The sequence below is a fragment of the Methylomonas koyamae genome (assembly GCF_006483455.1).
In the GTDB taxonomy this organism is placed as follows: domain Bacteria; phylum Pseudomonadota; class Gammaproteobacteria; order Methylococcales; family Methylomonadaceae; genus Methylomonas; species Methylomonas koyamae_B.
The window spans coordinates 158469-173241 of record NZ_PPPU01000018.1 but is presented as its reverse complement, the minus strand read 5'-3'; the positions used below and the strand labels follow the sequence as shown (position 1 = coordinate 173241).

14 protein-coding genes and 1 tRNA gene are annotated in these 14773 nt (G+C 56.4%); 6 read left to right on the top strand and 9 right to left on the bottom strand.

Annotated elements, in window-relative coordinates; genetic code table 11:
• Positions 1 to 160 precede the first annotated feature (160 nt).
• The 3 genes from C2U68_RS11780 to C2U68_RS11770 are packed head-to-tail and all read right to left on the bottom strand — an operon-like array spanning position 161 to position 2672.
• Entirely contained in the window at positions 161 to 970 is an 810-nt protein-coding gene (locus C2U68_RS11780) for an ABC transporter permease (RefSeq protein WP_140912681.1), read from the bottom strand.
• Positions 967 to 1710: an ABC transporter ATP-binding protein gene (locus C2U68_RS11775; protein ID WP_140912680.1), complete on the bottom strand. Its 744-nt coding sequence runs from the start codon at positions 1708 to 1710 to the stop codon at positions 967 to 969. The genes C2U68_RS11780 and C2U68_RS11775 overlap by 4 nt, the downstream gene beginning before the upstream one ends.
• Positions 1707 to 2672, bottom strand: coding sequence for a PQQ-dependent catabolism-associated beta-propeller protein (locus C2U68_RS11770; RefSeq protein ID WP_140912679.1), 966 nt, complete (start codon positions 2670 to 2672; stop codon positions 1707 to 1709). Before C2U68_RS11770 ends, C2U68_RS11775 begins: the two co-directional genes overlap by 4 nt.
• A 368-nt stretch (positions 2673 to 3040) precedes the next feature.
• On the opposite strand from C2U68_RS11770, the gene C2U68_RS11765 reads away from it, so the two are divergent.
• The gene (locus C2U68_RS11765; protein WP_140912678.1) at positions 3041 to 3256 is read left to right on the top strand and encodes a hypothetical protein; all 216 of its coding nucleotides are present in this window, start codon (positions 3041 to 3043) and stop codon (positions 3254 to 3256) included.
• Positions 3257 to 3402: 146 nt separating this feature from the next.
• Here C2U68_RS11765 and C2U68_RS11760 read toward each other — a convergent pair whose 3' ends face one another.
• On the bottom strand, positions 3403 to 4656 hold the full coding sequence (locus C2U68_RS11760) for a glutamate-5-semialdehyde dehydrogenase (RefSeq protein ID WP_140912677.1): 1254 nt from the start codon (positions 4654 to 4656) through the stop codon (positions 3403 to 3405).
• 54 nt (positions 4657 to 4710) lie between these two features.
• Positions 4711 to 6075: a glycoside hydrolase family 30 protein gene (locus tag C2U68_RS11755; protein ID WP_140912676.1), complete on the bottom strand. Its 1365-nt coding sequence runs from the start codon at positions 6073 to 6075 to the stop codon at positions 4711 to 4713.
• Between the two features lie 286 nt (positions 6076 to 6361).
• Here C2U68_RS11755 and C2U68_RS11750 point away from each other — a divergent pair, with 286 nt between their 5' ends.
• Positions 6362 to 8533: an AMP-binding protein gene (locus C2U68_RS11750; protein ID WP_140912675.1), complete on the top strand. Its 2172-nt coding sequence runs from the start codon at positions 6362 to 6364 to the stop codon at positions 8531 to 8533.
• 37 nt (positions 8534 to 8570) lie between these two features.
• Entirely contained in the window at positions 8571 to 9743 is a 1173-nt protein-coding gene (gene lplT, locus C2U68_RS11745) for a lysophospholipid transporter LplT (RefSeq protein WP_140912674.1), read from the top strand.
• Here the strand turns inward: lplT and C2U68_RS11740 are convergent.
• Positions 9688 to 10311, bottom strand: coding sequence for a TetR/AcrR family transcriptional regulator (locus C2U68_RS11740; RefSeq protein ID WP_140912673.1), 624 nt, complete (start codon positions 10309 to 10311; stop codon positions 9688 to 9690). The genes lplT and C2U68_RS11740 overlap by 56 nt on opposite strands.
• 66 nt (positions 10312 to 10377) lie before the next feature.
• Between C2U68_RS11740 and C2U68_RS11735 the strand changes: the two genes are divergently transcribed.
• Complete coding sequence (locus C2U68_RS11735) at positions 10378 to 10893, top strand: NUDIX hydrolase (protein ID WP_140912672.1); 516 nt, start codon at positions 10378 to 10380, stop codon at positions 10891 to 10893.
• On the opposite strand, the gene C2U68_RS11730 is transcribed toward C2U68_RS11735, so the two are convergent.
• A complete protein-coding gene (locus C2U68_RS11730) occupies positions 10890 to 11318 on the bottom strand; it encodes an Hsp20/alpha crystallin family protein (protein ID WP_186289589.1) in 429 nt (142 codons plus the stop codon). The two genes, C2U68_RS11735 and C2U68_RS11730, sit on opposite strands and share 4 nt — an antisense overlap.
• 124 nt (positions 11319 to 11442) lie before the next feature.
• Positions 11443 to 11519 (bottom strand) — tRNA-Asp (locus C2U68_RS11725).
• 65 nt (positions 11520 to 11584) lie between these two features.
• Between C2U68_RS11725 and C2U68_RS11720 the strand changes: the two genes are divergently transcribed.
• Complete coding sequence (locus C2U68_RS11720) at positions 11585 to 12244, top strand: class I SAM-dependent methyltransferase (RefSeq protein ID WP_140912670.1); 660 nt, start codon at positions 11585 to 11587, stop codon at positions 12242 to 12244.
• Here C2U68_RS11720 and dmeF read toward each other — a convergent pair.
• Complete coding sequence (dmeF, locus tag C2U68_RS11715; RefSeq protein ID WP_140912669.1) at positions 12207 to 13247, bottom strand: CDF family Co(II)/Ni(II) efflux transporter DmeF; 1041 nt, start codon at positions 13245 to 13247, stop codon at positions 12207 to 12209. The genes C2U68_RS11720 and dmeF overlap by 38 nt on opposite strands.
• A 151-nt stretch (positions 13248 to 13398) precedes the next feature.
• Between dmeF and xseA the strand changes: the two genes are divergently transcribed.
• The gene (gene xseA, locus C2U68_RS11710) at positions 13399 to 14742 is read left to right on the top strand and encodes an exodeoxyribonuclease VII large subunit (RefSeq protein ID WP_140912668.1); all 1344 of its coding nucleotides are present in this window, start codon (positions 13399 to 13401) and stop codon (positions 14740 to 14742) included.
• Positions 14743 to 14773: the final 31 nt, after the last annotated feature.

The window sequence follows — 14773 nt, the reverse complement described above, 5'->3', positions numbered from 1 at the left end:
CGCCAACGAACAAACTAGAAAGCCAATCCAGTTTTGGCGGATGGGAGAAATAACCTCCGCCGCCACCGAAACCAACCTGACCCTCTAATTAGCGACGAGATTTCTGTGAACTTTAGCAAACAAACGCAAAAAAATTGATTTCGGACTTGACCGAAAACTCTCAATCGCCACCGCCGCCCTTACGCACCATCATGCCTTTCGAGGGGTTGTAGCCGACTATCGCCGCACCGATAAACCCTAGAAAAGAAATAGCAGTGAAGATCAGAGCCGATTGATTGAAATGCTGATAAAGCGCGAAGCGGATCAGCTCTACAGCCTGGGAGAACGGATTATATTCAGCCAATGTCGCCAGTAGCGGACTAGACTCCTTGATTTTCCAGAGCGGATATAACGCAGTGGACATGAAAAACAGCGGAAATATCACGAAGTTCATCACCCCGGCAAAGTTCTCCAGTTGTTTGATGAACGAGGACAACAGCAAGCCCAGCGCGCCCAGCATCATCCCGCCCAACACCAGCGCCGGCAGTATCCATAGATAGCCGGGCAGCGGTGCCTGGATGTCGTACAACCAAGCGATGCCCAGGAAAGCGTAGCACTGCAGCACGCCGACCGCGGTACCGGCGATCAATTTGCTGCAAAGCAAGAACCAGCGCGGCAGCGGGCACACCATCAACATACGCATACTGCCCATTTCGCGGTCGTACACCATCGACAGCGAGCTTTGCATTCCGTTGAACAGCAAAATCATACCCAGCAGCCCGGGAGTGATGTAGACCTCGTACAAGATATAGGTTTCGTAAGGCGGGCTGATCGCAATACCCAGCGCAGCGCGGAAGCCGGCCGCGAACACGAACAACCAGACCAGGGGTCTTACCAGCGCCGAGACGAAGCGCTCGCGCTGGTGCAGAAAACGCAGTAATTCACGACCAACGATGCCGACCAGCGCCCGCCAATAATGCAAAATTCTCATGCCGGCCCGCCTTTGTCGGATTGAGTGAGCTTTTGGAACACCTGGCCGGGATCGGCCCAACCAGTGCTTTGCAATATTTCAGTGAGTTTGCCATTGGCCTTGATTTGGCCTTTGTGAAACACTATCAGACTGTCGTCGGCGGCAATCTCGTCAATCAAATGCGTCGCCCACAATACCGCGAGACTTTGCTGCTTCACCAATTCGTGGACGTGCTTGACGATGGCCTGCCGACTAGGCACATCCAAGCCGACGGTCGGTTCGTCCAAAAGCAGCAGACTGGGTTTGTGTAACAAAGCGCGAGCAATCTCGACCCGACGCTTGTGGCCGCCGTTCAGTTGCCGGACTTTCTCGCCGCGCCGCTCATACATGTTCAGCCGCTCCAGTTCTTCCTGTATCCGGCGGTCTGCCTGTTTTTTGCTGATGCCATGCAACGCGGCGTGGTAGCGCAGGTTTTGAGTCACCGACAAGTCGGGGTCCAGCGTAGTCTGTTGAAACACTACCCCTAACTTGGCCAGGGCTTGCAGACTTTGCTTCTTGACGTCGTAACCACACAGCGCGATGCGCCCTTCCCTGGCGTCGTAAAGCCGGGTAATCAGGGCGAACAAGGTACTTTTGCCGGCACCGTTCGGCCCCAGTAAAATCGTGCATTCGCCGGGCTCGACCTGAAACGCGACATTATCCAGCGCCTTCTTGGCACCGTAGGCAAAACTCAGACCATCGATTTGTAGCGCCGACGTCATGGTTTGACCGCTACGCCCCAAGGATAACGCCCCACCGCCACCGACTTGGTTACCTTGTGACTTTCCAGGTCGATGATCGAAATATCGTTGCTGACGCCGTTGGTGGTATACAGGCGCTTTTGGTCCGGTGAAAAAGCCAGATTCCAAACTCGTTGACCGACCAGTAAAAATTTCTCCACCTTGTAATTCTGCGCGTCGATCACCGCGACCCGATTGGCCGGCCCCATCGCTACATAGCCGTAGCGGCGTTGTTTATCGATAGCGATGCCGACCGGCTGCACCAAATCGCTGCTCAAACCGGGTACATCCAGTTTAATATTCTGGACGACTTGCTTGGTTGCGGTGTCGATGATGGTCAACGTACCGGCCATTTCCGAAGTTGCCCAGAGTTGCTGACTATCGTCGCTAAACGCCACCGCGCGCGGCCGAGGATCGACCAAGGTATTTTCCTTGATCTGCCGATCGGCAGTGCCTATCCAATGCAGCATATTGGTGGTCTCCGAGGCGCTGACCGTCCATTGGTTGTCAGGGCTGACCGCGATACCTTCCGGCTCGACGCCCACCTTGACCTTAGCCACCGCCTTCTTGCTGGCGATATCAATGACCGTGACTTCGGCGTCGTCCTCGTTGGACACGTACATCAGCTTGTCGTCGGGGCTCAGCGCGAAAGTCTCCGGGTCTTCGCCGGAAGGCAATTTACCGATTTCCTTCAAGCTTGAGCTATCCAGCATGCGGATCGTGTCGTCATCGCTGGTGGCGACGAACAGTGTCTTGCCATCGTGACTGATCGCAATACCGCGCGGCCTCTGGCCAACCTTGACGGTCTTGACCAACTTGCCTTCGGCGGGATCGACCACAGCAATTGCATTGTCTTTTTCCAAAGTCACAAAAACAGTTTCCGCACTTGCCGCACCGGCGACACAAACGGCGGCAGCCATTCCGGCCAGCTTTATCCGACGCATAATGCTTATCCTTGAGTTGCCATAAATCACTTGAGCCATCTCCTCGTTCTTGATCGAGCCAGACCGCATGCTAGACGATCGGCGGGCGGCAAGTTTAACCCGAAGCCAACCAGGATTTCATCCCTTTACAAAAAGGGAAATTTTCCAAATCGACGATTCGGAAATCTACCGGTGGGTTTCTCCCGGAAAATTCTACTGACAATAAACCTGCTGCACCTTGGAACAATAGCCTTGCTAAGCCCGGAGAGAGAGGATATCAACCATGCCGATACCGGCAGCACCCAAAAACACGCCAGACAGATCCGTTTAAGAGCATTCTAATCCGTTACGGAAACTTGAATGCAATGCGTACCAAGAGGACTCGACTCATGAAGATCTATTTGATTACGGACCAACAACTCGAAAACATCGAAAAACAACATGACGCACTGACTAAAACCCAAAACATGTGCGATTTGATGTTGGACATTGCCCAACACAGCGAAAACGGCAAGACCTTCGATGCGGCCATCGAGTTGGCCACCGGCGAACTGGATAGGCTGGAACGTTATTTCGATTCGTGCGAAGTGGTGTTAGCCCCCTGAAGCCCGCTTCGGCCATTGAGCATTGACGCCCGAAGCAGGCAAGCCGGGTTGGTTAATCAACTCCCTTCCACTGCCGGCTTAATCCCCTACTCTGCTCATAACATTAACACGCGCCCGCTCTCAAGATACTCAGCGAGACTCCGTGCTCATTCCCGCAAGTGGCCGTCCCCCACCGCTATCCATTTATAGGTAGTCAACCCGTCCGGCCCGACCGGACCGCGGACGTGGAGTTTGTCGGTGCTGATACCGACTACCGAGCCCAGTCCATAATCGCCGCCGCCGGATAGCCGGGTCGAGGCATTGACCATCACCGAGGCCGAATCGACTTGTTCTTCGAATTGCCTTGCCAGCCTCAGGCTTTGGGTAACGATGCCGTCGGTGTGGCCGGAACCGTAGTGGTTGATATGATCGATGGCTTGCTGGATGCCGGCGACGATTTTCACCGACAGAATCGGCGCCAGGTATTCGCTGGACCAGTCCTGTTCGGTGGCGGCGGCAATGCCGGGCAATATTTTCAGGGTTTCCTCACAGCCGCGCAGTTCGATGCCATTTTCAGTAAAGGCTTCATCCAATAACGGCAACAACCGTTCGGCACATTCGGCATCGACCAGCAAGGTCTCCAACGCGTTGCAGACCTGCACGCTCTGGCATTTGGAATTGACTGCCAGCGCCACGGCTTTGGCCGGTTCGGCGTCGGCCGCCAGATACAAATGGCAAATGCCGTCGTAATGTTTGATCACCGGAATCCGGGTGCCTTCGGCGATACGTTTGATCAGGCTTTTGCCGCCGCGCGGGATCAGTACGTCGATGTACTGGTCTTGTTGCAATAATTCGCCGACCGCTTCGTGGCCCGGCGTGCGGACGATCTGGATGGCGTGTTGCGGCAAGCCGGCGGCCGCCGCGCCGGCCACCATCGCATCGGTCAATACCGCGTTGGTTTGCAAGGCCTCCGAGCCGCCGCGCAGTATCACAGCGTTGCCGCTTTTTATGCAGACGCCGGCGGCGTCGGTGGTGACGTTGGGCCGCGACTCGTAAATCATGCCGATCACGCCGAGCGGTACCGACTTCTTATACACCCGCAACCCGGCCGGATTGGTATGGCCGGTCAGGATACGGTTCAGCGGATCCGGCAGTTGCGCGACTTTTTTCAAGCGCGACAGCATGTAATCGAACATCTTGTCGTCGATGGTCAGCCGCTTGACCATTGCCTCGGTCTGGCCGACCGCGCGGGCTTTAGCGACTTCTTCGGCGTTGGTTGCCAGTACCTGCGCTCTAACGGCCTGCAACGCTTCGGCCATTTTTGCCAGAGCCAAATTACGTTGCGCGTCGGAAGCCGGCGCCAGTTGGCGCGCAGCCAAGCGGCTTTGCCGGGCGATCTCGGTTATGGAAGATGAGTTCATGAGTTGCAGAATGGTTTTCGGTTAAAGGATGTCTGAGAAATCAGCCGGCGCGGATTAATTTGCCGGCCAAAGATAAGTGGCGACGCTCTTGGCCGGGATTTCGACGCGGGCAGTAAGCGCTCGATAACGGATATCGAAGCCAACACCGGCGTCGCCGTCGTTCAACACAATCAGCACCAGATTACCTTCCGGGGTAACGAACGCCACGTTCGGCAACAAATCGTCGCTGGAATCGATTCTCATCGAGCCCGGCCTTACCGTTTTTGCGGCATGGCCGATGATGTAGTAAGCCACGTTACGCTCGACCCGCTCGCCGTCGATGGTCAAAGCGCCGACGCAGCGCGCCTCGCCGCCCGGCGTGTGGGGGCAGCAGAACGGGTCGGCCGCCAGATTCCACTCCAGTACCGCGTTACTCCAATTGCGGCAGGCACCGATCAGCACATGGCGGATGTGCCACATCAAATCGCCACCGAATTCGCCGTCAGAGCCGACCCATTGTTCGGTGAAATACAACTTCATGTCCGGATAGGCCGCGTGGATTTCCGACAGCACCGAAATATCGCCGCCATAGAGATGCCAAGCCGAGCCGCGCAAATAATGGCGGGCGCCAGCGTCGGCGAACACCGCCAACGAATATTCCTTGACGTCGCAATTGTGGTCCCAACACAAGATTTCGACTTCGGCCAAACCGGCCTCAGCCAGCGCCGGACCTAAGTAGGTTTTGACGAACTCGGCTTGCTCGGCCGCCTCCATCACCATACTCGGGTCGTTTTTGAAGTTTTTCGGTTCGTTTTGCGGCGTGATGGCGTGAATCGCGATACCGCGTTCGCGCATCGCCAACAGGTATTTGACGAAATATTGAGCGTAAACGGCGTAACACTCCGGTCTTAACTTGCCGCCGACGGCAGCTTGGTTGGTTTTCATCCAGCGCGGCGCCGACCAGGGCGTGGCGATGATTTTGATCTCAGGATTCAATGCCAGGATTTCCCGCAACAGCGGCACCACCTCGCAGTCGCCGGCATCCAGGTCAAAGTAGGCCAACTCGAAGTCGGTTTGCCCTGCCGGCAGATCGTCGTAGGAATAACTGCGCTCGCTCAAATCCGACGCGCCGATACTCAACCGTAAAAAACTGACACCGATGCCATCGGCGTCGGCCGAAAACAATTCATTCAATAACTTCTGTTTGACGTCTGTCGGCAAGCGGCTGATCAGCATGGCACTGCCGCCGGTCACCGAAAAACCGAATCCCTCGATCGTTTGCCGGGTTTGTTCCGGGTCCAACGTAATCGCCGGGCCGACGCCGACGCCCGCTTGAAAAAACAGCACATCCTGCGCCTTTTCGAACAAGCGACTGCGGTCGGCGCTGGTCAGCCAAACTGAGATGGCCTGGGTCGGCTCGGGACTGGAAAACTGGGTCATGATGGATCTCGCATGATCGTTGAACGGGAGTTCGGCGGCGGTTTTGGCAGCGTGCTTTAGGCTTGTTCGCTCCTCGTGCCCCGCAGCTCGACACAGCGACATGATAATTAAATCCGCCGGAAAAATGCGAAATGCTTGGTGCCGGCCGGTTTCCGCTAACGACGGTCGGATTTGGCAATGCAAAATCGGAGACTGTAAAATTCAATTGAACATTGTTTAATTTGATTTTATAGTAGCTCCGGTCTTTATCTTTACTGTCTGCTAAACTGCGCCGGGGAGGAAATTTATGTTGAAAATCGTATTGCGCTGGTTGTTAACCCTACTTTATCGGGTCAAGGTCAACGGTCTGGAGAATTACGCCGCAGCCGGCAACCGGGTGCTGATCGTCGCCAACCACACCTCGTTTCTCGATCCCCTGTTATTGGGCGTGTTTTTACCGGACGACATCACGTTCGCCATCAATACCCACATCTCCGAACGCTGGTGGTTGCGACCGTTCTTGAGGCTATCCAAAGTGTTCCCGATGGACCCGACCCATCCGCTGTCGCTGAAAGCCCTGATCCACCACATGCAACAGGACACCAAAACCGTGATTTTCCCGGAAGGTCGAATCACCACCACCGGTACGTTGATGAAAATATACGACGGTACCGGCATGGTCGCCGATAAATCCGGCGCCACGCTGCTGCCGGTGCGGATCGACGGCGCCGAATTCAGCCGCTTCTCCAAATTGGGCGATAAGGTCAGACAACGCTGGTTTCCGCGCATCACCCTCCACATCCTGCCCCCGACCCGCATCGAAACCCACGGCGACGTCACCGGCAAAGCCCGCCGCAAACATAGCGGCCATATTTTGTCGGACATCATGAGCGAAATGATGTTTGCCACCAGCCATTACCGGCAAACCATTTTTGCCGCGCTACTGGAAGCCCGCACCATTTTCGGCGGCAACTATGCCATTGCCGAGGACCTGGAGCGCAAACCGGTCAGTTACGACACGTTGATTACGCGCAGCATCGCGGTCGGCAAATTGGTGAAATCCATTACCGAGTCCGGCGAAAACGTCGGCGTGTTGCTGCCGAACAGTTGCAAGACCTTGAACGTAATACTGGGACTGCAACTTTACCGCCGCACGCCGGCGATGCTGAATTACTCGCTGGGCGCAGCCGGGATGGCTGCCGCCTGCCGCACCGGTCGGGTCAAAACCGTGCTGACCTCGCGCAAATTCATCGAAGCCGCGCATTTGCAAACCGAAGCGGATACACTGGCTGAGCAAGTGAACTTGGTCTATCTGGAGGATCTGGCGGCGGCGCTGACCGGCTTCGACAAGGCGGCGGCGTGGCTGCAGGGCAAAACCGCCCGACTCTGGTACAAAAGCCGGGAATACGATGCCGACGACGCGGCCGTGGTACTGTTCACTTCCGGCTCGGAGGGCTTGCCGAAAGGTGTGGTGCTGTCGCATGCCAACATTCTGGCCAACCATAAACAGATTCGCGCCCGCATCGATTTCGGACCGGGCGACGTGGTGTTGAATTTCCTGCCGATGTTCCATTCCTTCGGTTTCACCGTCGGCACGATGATGTCGGTGTTAAACGGCATGGTCAGCTTTTTCTACCCGTCCCCGCTGCATTATGCGGTGATTCCGGAAATGGCCTACGAAGTCGGCGCCACCATCATGTTCGGTACCAACACCTTCCTGGCGGCCTACGCAAAAAAAGCCCACCCCTACGATTTTTACAAGATGCGTTATGTCGTGGCCGGCGCCGAAAAATTGCAGGAAACCACCCGCACCCTGTGGCTGAACAAATTCGGGATCCGGATTCTGGAGGGTTACGGCGCGACCGAAACGGCTCCGGTCACGTCGGTCAATACGCCGATGGACTACAAAGCCGGCAGCGTCGGCCGCTTCATGCCCGACATGCTGCACCACCTGGAGCCGGTACCGGGCATCGAAGGCGCCGGCCGGCTGCACGTGGCCGGACCGAATATCATGAAAGGCTACTTATTGCCGGATAATCCCGGCGTATTGACGCCCCCGATTTCGCCGCAGTACGGCGAAGGTTGGTACGATACCGGCGACATCGTCCACGTCGACGACGAGGGCTTTATTCACATTCGCGGCCGCAGCAAGCGCTTTGCCAAAGTCGGCGGTGAAATGGTGTCGTTGACGGCGGTCGAACAATTGGCGATCCAGGCCTGGCCGGATACACAACACGTTGCGGTCAGCCTGCCCGACCCGCGCAAGGGCGAACAAATCATCCTGCTGACCACCCAACGCAACGCAACGTTGAAGCAATTGGCCGAAGCCTCGCCAGGCGTGGCGGCCATCAATCTGCCGAAAAAATTGTTCGTGCTGGAAAAACTGCCGGTGCTGGCCACCGGTAAAACCGACTATCCGGGTTCGACGGCGTTGGCGGAAAAGCTGACCCAAACCGATAGTGCCGACGACGACCAATAACGCCCACCAGTAATCGATTCAGACCGATGCCCCTGCCATGAACAAATCCATTTATCCGTTGCTGGTTGCGCAATTTCTCTCGGCCTTTGCCGATAACGCCATTTTGTTCACGGTCATTGCAATGGTGATGCAACAAGCGGAACTGGCCAGTTGGTACGTGCCGGCATTGCAGAGCGCATTTTTGGTGGCTTTCGTCGCGTTGGCACCCTGGGCGGGCGGCTTTGCCGACAGCCAGCCTAAATCGCGGGTACTGATCATCGCCAATCTGATCAAAGCCGGCGGCGCCGGGTTATTGCTGGTCAAGGTCGAACCTTTGCTGGCTTATTGCCTGGTCGGCGTCGGCGCCACGCTCTACAGCCCGGCCAAATATGGCATATTGCCGGAGTTGGCCGGACACAATGCCTTGGTCAAAGCCAATAGCTGGGTCGAGGGCTCGACCATTTTAGCGATACTCACCGGTATGCTGGTCGGCGCCAAGCTGGCCGACCATTCCGTCACCTGGGCTTTGCTGGCCACGATCGGTCTGTACTCGGTATCGGCTGCGACGACGCTGTTTTTGCCGACAGGATTGCGCAAAACAATAGGCGGCGGGTCGAAAATCCTGCTGTTTTACCGCGAGGTCAAAGATTTTCTGTCGGTACCGCGCTCGCGGTTTGCGGTGTTGGGTGCTTCGCTGTTTTGGGCGGCGGCGGCCAGCGTCCGGGTCATCATCATCGCCTGGGCGCCGTTGGTGTTGATGCTGCACAATGCCAGCGACATCGCCAACCTGACGCTATTTCTGGCGTTGGGCATCATCGCCGGCTCAGCGCTGGCACCCCACTTGATTCCGCTGGAACATCTGCGCCGGGCAAGGCTTCCTGCCTATGCAATGAGTGCGCTGATTGTGGCATTGAGCTTTACCGACGCGATCTGGCCGGCGCGCGGCGTGCTGTTTTTGATGGGGACCGCCGGCGGATTGTTTATCGTGCCGATCAACGCCGCCTTGCAGGAAATCGGCCAACAAAGCATCGGCAGCGGCGGCGCAGTGGCGATGCAAAACTTTTTTCAAAACGCGGCAATGTTGCTGGCGGTCGGTTGCTATACCCTGGCCGCAGCGGAACAGGTGACTCCAATCGCGGCTATGGTCGGATTGGGGCTGCTATTGCTGGTAGCGACTATTCTGGTGGCATGGCATTTGCCGGATTCGGCGCAATCTTCCAGCCCTGAATAAAAGTCCAAACCAACAACTCCACCGCCTTTTTCGCGGCTTCGACTTCGCCGGCTTGCTGCTCGCCGGTCAAGGAGAGGATGCAGATGCCGTGGATGCCGCTCCACAACGCACGCGATGCCAGCCGGCTCCGCTCGGCGGAGACATCCTGCGCTAGCTGGCCGAACAAGGCTTCGGCAATCGCGAACATTTGTTCGACCTTGGCTTGGTACCAATCCGGTACCGGCGCATCGCTCTGGGCATCGAAAATCATCCGCCAGCGGTTGAAATGGCGGGCTGCGAATTGCAAGTAAGTATCCGCCAGCGCCATCAATTGCTGCTCGGCGCCGCCGTCGGTTACGCTGTGTTGCAGGTGTTCGGCAAGTTGCTCCAAAGTCCGCGCCTTAACGTGGGTTGCCAGATCGTTCATATTGGCGAACACCATGTAAATGCTGCCGACCGTATAGCCGATCTCCAGCGCAATCTTCCTGACCGTCAAAGCATTAAAACCATCCTCGATAACAATGGTCTCCGCCGCCTTCAGCACCATTTCCCGGATCTGCTCCTGACTATGCTCGCTTCTTCTTGCCATGTTCGCTCGATAATCCATCAAAAACGGTTACGATACACGACCTTGCCATAGGAATCGATAGCTGACATGTCAAACGAACTGCTCGACGTGGTCGACGAACTCGACTGCATTCTGGAACAGCGCCCGCGCCAGGAAATCCATGCCTCCGGCCGCCGTCACCGCGCTGTGCATATATTGGTGTTTAACGACCGCGACCAGTTGTTTTTGCAAAAACGCTCGATGCTGAAAGATCTGAACAAAGGTCTGTGGGACACGTCTGCCGCCGGCCATGTCGACGCCGGCGAGACCTACGACGATTGCGCGCCGCGCGAGCTGGAAGAAGAGTTGGGAGTGGCCGCCGCCGATTTGAAAGCTTTATTCAAACTGGAGGCTTGCCCTGAAGTGGGCATGGAGTTTATTCAGGTCTACCAAGCCCGACATAACGGGCCGTTCCAATTGGCAGCGGACGAAATAGACGAAGGCGGCTGGTTCCCGCCCACTGCCATAGACGATCGGGTCGCCAAAGACGACCCGACCATGACCGAAACCTTCAAGATAATTTGGCGGCGTTACCGCCAGATTGTGCCGCCGGCAGGCGGTTAATCAATGCTCAAACGCTGGCCGCCTTTGCTTTGGGCTTTGACCAGATTCAAAGTCAGGATCCCGTTGTCGTAACGAGCTTTGCTGGCGCCTTGATCGATCTCGACCGGCAACTGAAAACTACGCGATACCTGCCCGAAATAACGCTCGCTGCGCAAAGGTTTGTCGTCCTTGTTCTGGGTGTCGATCTGGCTGATTTCGGCGCGGATACTGACTACGTTGCCTTCGATCTGGACATGGATGTTTTCTTTGCCGGCACCGGGCAATTCGGCGTGAACGACGTATTCGTTCGGATTTTCTTTAATATCGACTTTAATCTGCGCCGGCAACGGATCGCCGTGTAAAGGGCGGACCCAATAGCCCGGACTGATATCCCGAAACAACTCGTCAAACAGATTACCGCCGACAAATGGACTCAAGCTGCTCATAGCATTTCTCCTTATAGTTTCTGCGGGAAATACGATGATACAAAATTGGGCCGGCATTGCAACCGAGGAAAATCCCAGGAAATTGTTGCGGCTCGAGAGCGAAAGGAGGGGATGGCAAAACGATTGGCGGAGCGGACGGGGCTCGAACCCGCGACCCCCGGCGTGACAGGCCGGTATTCTAACCAACTGAACTACCGCTCCGCGTTGGTGAGCCGCTCATTATACGAGCTGATAAAATACGGTCAAGTAAAAAATCGGTATCGACCATGGACAACTCGACCTGCCCGCTTTGCACCAGCAACGAAACAAACCATTTTCATCGCGACCGGCAACGCGATTACCGCCGCTGCGCAAAATGTTGGCTGGTGTTTGTGGATAGCAGCCAACATTTAAGCCCGGACGCCGAAAAAGCGATTTACGATCTGCATCAAAACCACTTGAACGATGCCGGCTACCTTAACTTTCTGTCGCGGCTGGCGTTACCGCTGACCGGCCTGTTACCGCCCGGCTCGGAAGGGCTGGATTACGGCTGCGGCCCCGGTCCGGCAATGGCCTGCATGCTTGAGGAATACGGACATCGCGTCAAACTCTACGACCCGATTTACGCCAATCATCCCGCACATTTGCAGCAGCAATACGACTTTATCACCTGCACCGAAGTCATCGAGCACTTTCGCGAGCCTGGGCGGGAATTCGGCCGTCTGTTCGGTTTGATTCGCCCCGGAGGTTGGCTGGGTATCATGACTAAATTGGTAATCGATGCGGACGCCTTCAGCCGCTGGCATTACAAGAACGACCCGACCCACATCGCTTTTTTCTCGCGACCCACTTTAACGTGGCTGGCCGAGCACTACGACTGCGCGATCGAATTCATCGGCGGCGACGTCATCATTCTGCAACGCAATCGGCACCGACGCAGCAATTGACTTCCACCGTGACGTGATCCAACTTACCGAACCTCGCCAACAGGCACTTGTAATATTGCGGCGGCTTCGGGCGCTGCGTGACCAGACCGATAATGGCGGCATAGTGGTTGGCGCTGACCGGCCAGATGTGCAGATCGACAACGCGGCATTCGCCGTCCTGTTCCAAAACGGCCCGTATTTTGGCGGCGTAAGCGGAATCGATACTCTGATCCAGCAAAATCGGGCTGGTGTCCCTGATCAAACCGACTGCCCAAATCAATATCACCCCGGCACCGACAAATCCCATCACGGTGTCCAACCAGACCCAGCCGTAATATTTACCGGCTAACAACGCGATAATCGCCAATACCGAGGTCAGTGCGTCCGCCACCACGTGCAGATAGGCCGCTCGCAAGTTATGGTCATGGTGGCCGCGGCTTTCATGTTCATGTTCATGTTCATGTTCATGTTCATGTTCATGTTCATGTTCATGTTCGTGGTCGTGGTCGTGGTCGTGGTCGTGGTCGTGGTCGTGGTCGTGGTGATGATGGTCGCCGTGATGGTGGTCGTGATGGTCGCCCAATAACAACGCACTCACCAGATTGATCAACAAACCGACTTCGGCCACCAAAATCGCTTCGTCGAAATGAATGGCCTGCGGTGCCAACAAGCGTTCGATCGAATCGGCCACCATCACGAATGCCACCATCGCCAAGGCGATTGAGCTGGCAAAACCGCCCAATACGCTAACCTTGGCCGGACTAAACGCAAACGTCTGGTCGTGCTGATGAATCCGACTGTAGCGGTAGGCAAAAATAGCAATCATGAAGGCGACAACGTGAGTCGCCATATGCCAGCCGTCCGCCAGCAAAGCCATCGAGTGGAACTGCATGCCGGCGGCAATTTCCACCAACATTGTGCTAAACGTCAGTGCCAGCACCCATTTGGTCCGCCGCTCGCCTTTACGGTTAATCCTGGCGAAATCATGAGAATGCTGCCAATTACCGAGTTGATGTTCATGCATGAGTCGAATCCTTGTCGTCCACCAAAACCTTAACTGCGCCATTCTAACCCAGCTCTCCGGCAAAAACCGCCGCTGAGGAGAAGCCGACCGGAAACCGCAGAATCGGCTTAGAATAGAGCCATTAAGCTAAGCAGCCACCCTACCCCGTTCAATGACCGATTCCGAAGCTATCTACAGCGTTTCCGAACTCAACCGCGAAACCAAGCGCCTGTTGGCCAACCACTTTCGAACCGTGCAGGTACAGGGCGAAATATCCAACCTGAGCCTGCCTTCGTCCGGCCACTATTACTTCACGTTGAAAGATGCCCAGGCCCAGATTCGTTGCGCCATGTTCAAGGGTCAGCAGCAACGATTACGTTTCAAACCGGCCAATGGCGATTCGGTTATCGCCACCGCCCAGGTCAGTTTGTACGAGCCGCGCGGCGATTACCAGCTGGTGGTGGAACATCTGGCCGAAGCCGGGGACGGCGCCTTGCGGCTTGCGTTCGAACGCCTGAAACAGAAACTGCTGGCCGAGGGTTTGTTCGACCAGGAACGCAAAAAACCGCTACCTACCCTGCCGGACTGCATCGGCGTGATTACTTCGGCCAGCGGCGCCGCGATTCACGATATCCTCAGCGTATTGAGACGGCGTTTTCCGGCGATACCGGTCCTGATTTATCCGGTTGCGGTACAGGGCGAGAGCGCTAAATTCGAAATCAGCGCGGCATTGGCCACAGCAAATCGCGATCCGCAAGCCGACGTTCTGATTTTGGCCCGCGGTGGCGGCTCGCTGGAAGACTTATGGGCATTCAACGAGGAAATCGTCGCCCGTGCCATTGCCGCCAGCAAGATTCCGGTGATCTCCGCCGTCGGTCACGAAGTGGACTTCAGCATCGCCGATTTCGTCGCCGACATGCGCGCGCCGACGCCGTCGGCGGCCGCCGAATGCGTGGTACCGGATGCGAATAGCTTGCTCGGCGCATTTGCCAGCTTCGAGCGCCAACTGCAGCGACTGATACAGCAAAAACTACTGCGTCAGCGCCAGCAGCTGGAGTGGCTGGAAAAAGCCTTGCGCAGCCAGCATCCCGGCCAGAAGCTGCAACGCAATGCTCAACGCCTGGACGAATTGGAATTGCGCCTGCAACATGCGATGCAAAACCGGCTGGCTCATGCCCGCCAGCAAGCGGCGATCCGCGAACAGCGCTTGTACCGCAACCAACCGCTGGCGGCAATCAATGCTCAGCAACGGCAATTGCAATTTTTCCGGCAACGGCTTCAGGCTGCGGTAAACGGCAAAATTGCAGGGTTAAAAAGCCGTCACGCTGCCGCAGCGCAAACCCTGCAGGCCGTCAGCCCACTGGCCACACTGGAGCGCGGCTATGCTATCGTTCGGCGCCACGGCTCGGCACAGGTGATCAAGTCGGTAAGCCAGCTAAACTCCGGCGATCTGCTCGATACCCGCTTGGCCGACGGCCGAATCGTCAGTCGCATCACCGATATTGCCGACGGTTAACTTTGCTTTGGAAAAACCCCCGAATACTGCC